The sequence below is a fragment of the Coprococcus sp. ART55/1 genome (assembly GCF_000210595.1).
In the GTDB taxonomy this organism is placed as follows: Bacteria; Bacillota; Clostridia; order Lachnospirales; family Lachnospiraceae; genus Coprococcus; species Coprococcus aceti.
The window spans coordinates 2,927,006-2,934,436 of sequence record NC_021018.1 but is presented as its reverse complement, the minus strand read 5'-3'; the positions used below and the strand labels follow the sequence as shown (position 1 = coordinate 2,934,436).

The 7,431-nt window shown below is 42.8% G+C and carries 7 protein-coding genes; 6 read left to right on the top strand and 1 reads right to left on the bottom strand.

The features are described 5' to 3' along the window. The 6 genes from CCU_RS13215 to CCU_RS13190 all read left to right on the top strand — a co-directional run. Window positions 1-524 (top strand): electron transfer flavoprotein subunit beta/FixA family protein (locus CCU_RS13215; protein WP_208896287.1); only part of this gene is annotated, 524 nt, incomplete at its 5' end. Window positions 525-551: 27 nt separating this feature from the next. Then, a complete protein-coding gene (locus CCU_RS13210; RefSeq protein WP_015535002.1) occupies window positions 552-1,613 on the top strand; it encodes an electron transfer flavoprotein subunit alpha/FixB family protein in 1,062 nt (353 codons plus the stop codon). 599 nt (window positions 1,614-2,212) lie between these two features. Continuing rightward, window positions 2,213-3,691, top strand: coding sequence for an MATE family efflux transporter (locus CCU_RS13205; RefSeq protein ID WP_015535000.1), 1,479 nt, complete (start codon window positions 2,213-2,215; stop codon window positions 3,689-3,691). A 173-nt stretch (window positions 3,692-3,864) separates the two neighbouring features. Beyond that, a complete protein-coding gene (nifS, locus tag CCU_RS13200; RefSeq protein ID WP_015534999.1) occupies window positions 3,865-5,046 on the top strand; it encodes a cysteine desulfurase NifS in 1,182 nt (393 codons plus the stop codon). Between the two features lie 39 nt (window positions 5,047-5,085). Beyond that, window positions 5,086-6,171: a tRNA 2-thiouridine(34) synthase MnmA gene (mnmA, locus tag CCU_RS13195; RefSeq protein WP_256364704.1), complete on the top strand. Its 1,086-nt coding sequence runs from the start codon at window positions 5,086-5,088 to the stop codon at window positions 6,169-6,171. Between the two features lie 44 nt (window positions 6,172-6,215). Next, the gene (locus tag CCU_RS13190) at window positions 6,216-6,743 is read left to right on the top strand and encodes a hypothetical protein (protein ID WP_015534998.1); all 528 of its coding nucleotides are present in this window, start codon (window positions 6,216-6,218) and stop codon (window positions 6,741-6,743) included. Between the two features lie 285 nt (window positions 6,744-7,028). Here CCU_RS13190 and CCU_RS13185 read toward each other — a convergent pair. Then, a partial coding sequence (locus tag CCU_RS13185) for a PHP domain-containing protein (protein ID WP_330369920.1) occupies window positions 7,029-7,431 on the bottom strand: 403 nt, incomplete at its 5' end.

The following is a 7,431-nucleotide window of genomic DNA, read 5'->3' as shown; positions in this document are numbered from 1 at the left end:
TTCTTGGTGGAGCTGATACATGGGCTACATCAACAACAATCGCTGGAGCTCTCAGAAAGCTTGATTATGATCTGATCATAACAGGTCGTCAGGCTATCGATGGAGATACAGCTCAGGTTGGACCACAGATCGCTGAGCATCTTGGAATTCCTGTAATTTCATATGCACAGGAGATCAAGGTTGACGGAGACGCAGTTATCGTTAAGCGTCAGTATGATGACGGATATCATATGTTAAAGGCTAAGATGCCTTGCCTTGTAACAGCACTTTCTGAGTTAAATGAGCCAAGATACATGACTCCAGGTGGAATCTTCGATGCAGTTAATGCAGAGATCACAACACTTGGCAGAGCAGACCTCGTTGATGTTGATGATTCTAACATCGGTCTTAAGGGCTCACCTACAAAGATCGCTAAGGCTTCAGATAAGGTAAGAAAGGGTGCAGGCGAGAAGGTTGTTCCTGATTCTCCAGATGAGGCAGTTAGCTATATTGTTGGCAAGTTAAAGGATAAGCATGTAATCTAATATAGTAAAGGAAAAGTGGTGAATAAAATGGGCGCAATGAACGCAGAAGAAATGAAGAACTACAAAGGCGTATTTGTCTTTGCACAGCAGGTAGATAATAAGTTAAGTGGTATTTCTTTCGAGCTTATCGGCGAAGGAAAGAGACTGGCAGAGAAGCTTGATGAGCAGGTAACTGCAGTCCTTATCGGTTCAGACGTTAAGGGTCTTGTAGATGAGCTTGCAGAGTACGGCGCAGATAGAGTTATCGTTGTTGACGATCCAGAGCTCAAGGAGTACAGAACTGAGCCATATGCACACGCACTTGCATCAGTTATCAATGAGTACAAGCCAGAGATCGTTTTAGTTGGTGCTACAGCAATCGGTAGAGATCTTGGTCCAACAGTTTCAGCAAGAGTTGCTACAGGTCTTACAGCAGACTGTACATTACTTGAGATCGGTGATTTCCCTCTTGTTGCACTTCCAAATCAGGAGCAGAAGCACAATCAGCTTCTTATGACACGTCCTGCATTCGGTGGTAACACAATCGCTACAATCGCATGTCCTGACAACCGTCCACAGATGGCTACAGTTCGTCCAGGTGTTATGCAGAAGCTTGACAAGGTAGCTGGTAAGAAGGCAGAGGTTATCGAGTACAATCCAGGATTCGTACCTAACAACAAGTATGTTGAGATTCTTGAGATCTCAAAGGCTATCTCAGATATCAAGGATATCATGGATGCTAAAATCCTTGTTTCAGGTGGTCGTGGAGTTGGTTCAGCAGAGAACTTCAAGCTCCTTGATGATCTTGCAGAGGTACTTGGTGGACAGGTATCATGCTCACGTGCAGTTGTAGATTCAGGCTGGAAGCCAAAGGAGCTTCAGGTTGGTCAGACTGGTAAGACAGTTCGTCCACAGGTATACTTCGCAATCGGTATTTCAGGTGCTATCCAGCACGTAGCTGGTATGGAAGAGTCAGACATCATCGTTGCTATCAACAAGGATGAGGATGCTCCTATCTTTGATGTAGCTGACTATGGTGTAGTTGGAGATCTCAACAAGATCGTTCCAGCTCTTACAGAGGCTATCAAAGCAGAGCTTGCTAATAAGTAATTAACAGCTTGTTTGTCATATAGATAATTTTAGATTATCAATTATAAGTCCCCCTCTTGGATTTGATATTCAAGAGGGGGATTTTTTGAGCTGTATGGTGGTCTGAATTGTAGAATCGTTTGAATTGCATAGGGCTGTTGCAGGATGAATTCAGGTACGGAATGATTTGTGTGCGGCTACGTGAGGGTTGTGTTGAGGATATACTTGCGAAAAATTATGTGCTGTTTTTGTTGAGTGTCCGTTTTCATTACTAGGGATACTCTGCTCGATGATGAGTGAATAGCATTATTAGTGAGCTATAAATGAATTGATGAGTGTAAATGTGAATATATGGGTCCAATATACGAGTCGGTGAATTGAGTCGATGAGAAATCGATAAATCGAAAATTAGAAATCAGAAAATAGAGATCGAAAATCAAAATACAAGTGTATTGTAAATAATACAAAAATAATGTAGTATTAATTAGTTTGAGTATAGTAGATAAAGAGAGTATGCATGTGCGGATAAGTGCAAGTGAAGATAAGTGTGTGTGAGGATAAGCACAAATGGCAGGTACAGTACATTATGCACAGCAGGAGCATGCAGAGGAGAGGTACATATGAAAGAGAAAGACAGCGTCGAAAATAATGAAAAATCACCTGATAACAGGAAAAAATCTGGTGAGAAAATAATATCTGATAATAAAACAATATCTGCTAATGGAAAAGCGTTCGCAGGTGAGAGCAGAGAAAATAAGATGGGAGTGATGTCTGAGGGAAAGCTTCTGATGTCAATGTCACTTCCTATGATAATTTCCATGCTGTTCCAGGCTATGTACAATGTTGTGGACAGTGTGTTTGTGTCAAGATTCAGCATGGACGGACTTACGGCTGTGTCCACGGCATTTCCGATACAGAATCTGATGATAGGAGTTTTCTCGGGACTGGGAGTTGGCTTTAATGCGTTTATATCCAAGGCACTTGGAGAGAAGAAATTTGACAGGGCAAATGAAGTTGCCAGACAGGGAATATTCCTTGAGGCGATAGGATATGTAATATTCCTGATAATAGGTTTATTCTTTGCAAGGACATTCATGGAAAGTCAGACGGGGGATGCACGGGTAATCCAATATGGAACAGAGTATCTCGAGGTGTGCTGCTGTTGTGCTTTCGGTATAGCTTTCCAGATGACATTTGAGAGATTGCTGCAGTCCACGGGACGTACAATGTACAGTATGATAACCCAGATACTCGGTGCTGTCATCAATCTTATACTTGATCCTATAATGATATTTGGTCTTCTCGGATGTCCACGAATGGGAGTAAAGGGTGCTGCCATTGCAACTGTATGTGGACAGTGTATAGCCGGAACTCTTGCTATGATATTCAATATCAAGAAGAATCCGGATCTCCATATAACACTTAGAAGATTCAGGCCACATGGCGAGATAATTGGTAAGATTCTCAGCGTAGGTGTGCCGTCGGTTATCATGGTTGCAATAGGTTCTGTGATGAATTATTTCCTGAATCTGATACTGTACTCATTCTCGAAATTGGCCGTTGCAGTGTTCGGAGCGTATTTCAAGGTGCAGAGTATGGCATTTATGCCTGTATTCGGATTGAACAACGGAATGATACCGATAATTTCATACAACTACGGAGCGCAGAAACCTAACAGAATGAAACGCACCATGAAGCTGGGTGTGATGGTCGGTTGTTCCATTATGGTATTCTGTCTTGCTATCATGCAGGTATTTCCGGGACAGATACTTAAAATATTTGATGCCACAGATGAGATGCTGTTGATGGGTATACCAGCGGTCAGGATCATGAGTACAGCGTTTATATTTGCGGGATTTTCTGTCACATGTTCGGGAATGTTTCAGGCTGTAGGAAAGGGCGTGTACAGTATGATAGTGTCTATGGCGAGACAGCTTTTTGTCATACTTCCTGTGGCATATTTCCTGTCGAAAGCAATGAACAGTGTGAATGGTGTGTGGGCAGCGTTCCCTATCGCAGAGGTTTTCAGCGTGATCATATCGACGATCTTTCTTCTCAGGGTCTATAAGAAAATAGTAAAGCCTATGGAAAGCGTCTAAAGAGATTAAGAGACGAAGATAATGAGATATGATGAGAGCATAATAATATATACATAGCACGTGGCATTTGTATAGTGGTAGAATACTATATAGTAATATAGTTTCGTGTGATGAATGCAGTGTTGCATTTGTCATTGACAAGTGACAGAAAAGGTAATGGAAAGAGAGCGAAAATGGGAAAGTTAATATATATGGATCATGCAGCGACGACGGCGGTGAGACCTGAAGTGCTCGACGCCATGTTGCCTTATTTTACAGAAAAGTTTGGAAACCCTTCAGGCGTATATACATTTGCATCGAGAAATAAGGATGTGATAAATGTGGCGAGGGATATAATTGCTGATTCGCTTGGCGCAAAGCCTGAGGAGATCTATTTCACGGGCGGTGGTTCGGAATCGGATAACTGGGCTTTAAAGGCTGTAGCGGAAGCCTTTCAGGATAAGGGAAAACATATAATTACGACCAGGATAGAGCACCATGCCATTCTTCACACATGTCAGTATCTGGAGAAGAGGGGCTTTGACGTGACATATCTGGATGTGGATGAGAAGGGGATGGTTGATCCTGACAGGCTGGAGTCGGCGATAAGACCGGATACGATCCTCATCTCGGTTATGGCTGCAAACAATGAGATAGGAACCATAGAGCCGATAAGCAGGACAGGAGCTATTGCGCATGAACATGGCATTCTATTCCACACGGATGCGGTTCAGGCGTATGGACAGATACCACTGGATGTAAATGCCATGAACATAGATATGCTCAGCAGCAGCGGACATAAGCTTAATGGCCCGAAGGGAATCGGGTTTCTGTATATACGGAGCGGAATAAAGCTTGGAAGCTTTATCCACGGAGGCCAGCAGGAGCGAGGAAGACGTGCCGGAACAGAGAATGTACCGGGGATTGTAGGAATGGGCAAAGCTGCGGAGCTTGCGATGCTCTCAATGGAAGATCGGATGAAGCAGGAGACAGATATCAGAGATCATATGATACACAGAATTTTATCGGAGATTCCTTATTCCAGACTGAACGGACATGACAAAGACAGACTTCCGAACAATGTAAATGTCAGCTTCCAGTTCGTTGAGGGCGAGACGATCCTCATCATGCTCGATATGGCGGGCATATGTGCTTCTGCCGGTTCCGCATGTACATCGGGTTCTGTTGATCCCTCCCATGTGCTGACAGCTATAGGGCTTCCGAAGGAGATATCCCATGGTGCGGTCAGACTGACTCTGGGATATGAGAACACCATGGATGAGGCGGATGCGGTGGTAGATAATCTCAAGAGAATCGTGGAAAATCTCAGAAAAATGTCACCTGCGTATCAGGATTTTGCCAGGAGAAACATGTAAATTACACAAGATATAACTATGTATAAAGAGGGAAAAAATTTGGTCGATACAGATAAGAAGACAGTGTGTGTTGGTATGTCAGGCGGAGTCGACTCGTCGGTTGCCGCACTTTTGCTCAAGGAGCAGGGCTACAATGTAATAGGAGTTACCATGCAGATATGGCAGGATGAGGACAGGGACGTGGTGAGTGCCCATGCCGGATGCTGCGGACTTTCTGCTGTGGATGATGCCAGGCGTGTGGCATCGCAGCTCGATATTCCGTATTACGTTATGAATTTCAAGGAAGAATTCAAGAAGTACGTAATAGACTATTTTGTGGACGAATACAAATGCGGAAGAACTCCGAATCCATGTATTGCATGCAACAGATATGTAAAATGGGAGTCTCTGCTTACGAGATGCATGGCCATCGGGGGCGATTATATTGCTACGGGACACTATGCAAGGATCATACAGCTTCCAAATGGCAGATATACTCTCCAGGAGGCCAGGGGAATAGAGAAGGATCAGACATATGCTCTCTACAATCTCACCCAGGAGCAGCTCGCCAGGACACTCATGCCGGTTGGAGAGTACAGCAAGCCTGAGATCAGGAAAATTGCAGAGGACCACAGACTTATGGTGGCTCACAAGCCGGATAGCCAGGATATATGCTTTGTGCCAGATGGAGATTACGCCGGTTATCTTGAGAATGAAGCAGGACTTAAGGCGGTTCCGGGAGATTTTGTAGACATACATGGCAATGCGATCGGAAGACATAAGGGAATCATACACTACACCATAGGACAGAGAAAAGGACTGGGACTTGCGATGGGGCATCCGGTATTTGTGGTGGACATCATACCTGAGACAAATCAGGTTGTTATAGGAGAGAACGGAGATGTATTTTCAGAAAGGCTGATATGCAACAGACTGAACTTTATGTCCATAGAGGATCTCACGGAGCCAATGCATGTCAAGGCGAAGATCAGATACAATCATAAGGGAAGTATGTGTACCATCAGAAAGATAGATGAAGATCTGGTAGAAGCAGTATTTGACGAGCCGGTAAGAGCTGTGACAAAGGGACAGGCTGTAGTGTTCTATGAAGATGATCATGTGCTTGGCGGAGGAAGCATCTGTTGACAGGGTTTTACAAAGGGTGATGGTCTGACATAAGGAGATTTCGTATGGGTGATACAGGCAGAGAAGTTTTGCGCAAAGACGTCAAAGTGCGTGGATGGATATTGTTTGGTATCTTTTCAGTGATTTTTGTTTTTATGATAATCACTATATGCTCCATGATACATAATGGAGAGTTTGAATTGAATAGTTTCACAGGGCCATTGATTTTTCTGACTGTAAATTCGGTTATATGCATATGGGATGGCATTAGGATTATACGGATTCCGGAGAAGTTGCTCAACCGAGAGAATAAAAATCATGGTGGCAGTGTGTTTGAAATGGCAGACAAATTGTATGGTGATATTATCTATGAGAATAAATACATTATGGCTTCACATGAGGTTATCGCATCAAAGACAATGAGATACAACCTTGCGTACAGATGGGATGTGTATCTTATAACATATGTATATACGAGTATGCGAAGAGGCAAATTGGAATATTACTGTATGTATACTGGAAATCATGAAAATAATGTATATATTAATTTAAGAGGACTTGTGACCGGAAAGAAGAAAAAAGAAAGTCCTTGACATGCTCCTCAGTTATTGCCCAAATGCGATATATGGTGATCTGGATGGCGCCGGAGGCGATTATCTTGAAAAAATGAGAAAAACAGACATTCATGATATACCACATAGTCCGTACTATACAGGAAACAATACATAATGAGATATGAAACAAATAGAGCAGTCAGGTGACTGCCGGAATTGAATTTACGGTATAAAAAAGATGGAACATATAAGCCATTGAACTGGCGTATGTGTTCCATCTTTTTATATTTATAAGTATATAAATTGATATTTTGCAATTTTTTTTTACAGCGGATTGAATTCTGGCTTTCTGTTCTTGAATGTACAGTAGTATCTGTAGCCGAGTGATGTGAGGGCATCCCTTGCATATGTCTCAAAATCATAGCACAGATATTCGGGCTTGTGTGCATCAGATCCCACTGTGATGATCTCGCCACCCATATCCTTGTAGAGTTTCAGGATATCCATGTGAGGATGTGCGTAACTCATATTCTTGTACAGGCTTCCGGTATTGATCTCTATACCTTTTCCCTTTGGGATGATTATTTTGAAAATCTGTTCAAGCACATCATTATAATCTGCCATCCTAAAGATCTTCTCGCCTGATGGGCAGTATCTTACTACGTAGTCAAGATGACCATATACGTCAAAGTCATCTATCAGAGTCACATTCTCAAGAATGGACTCA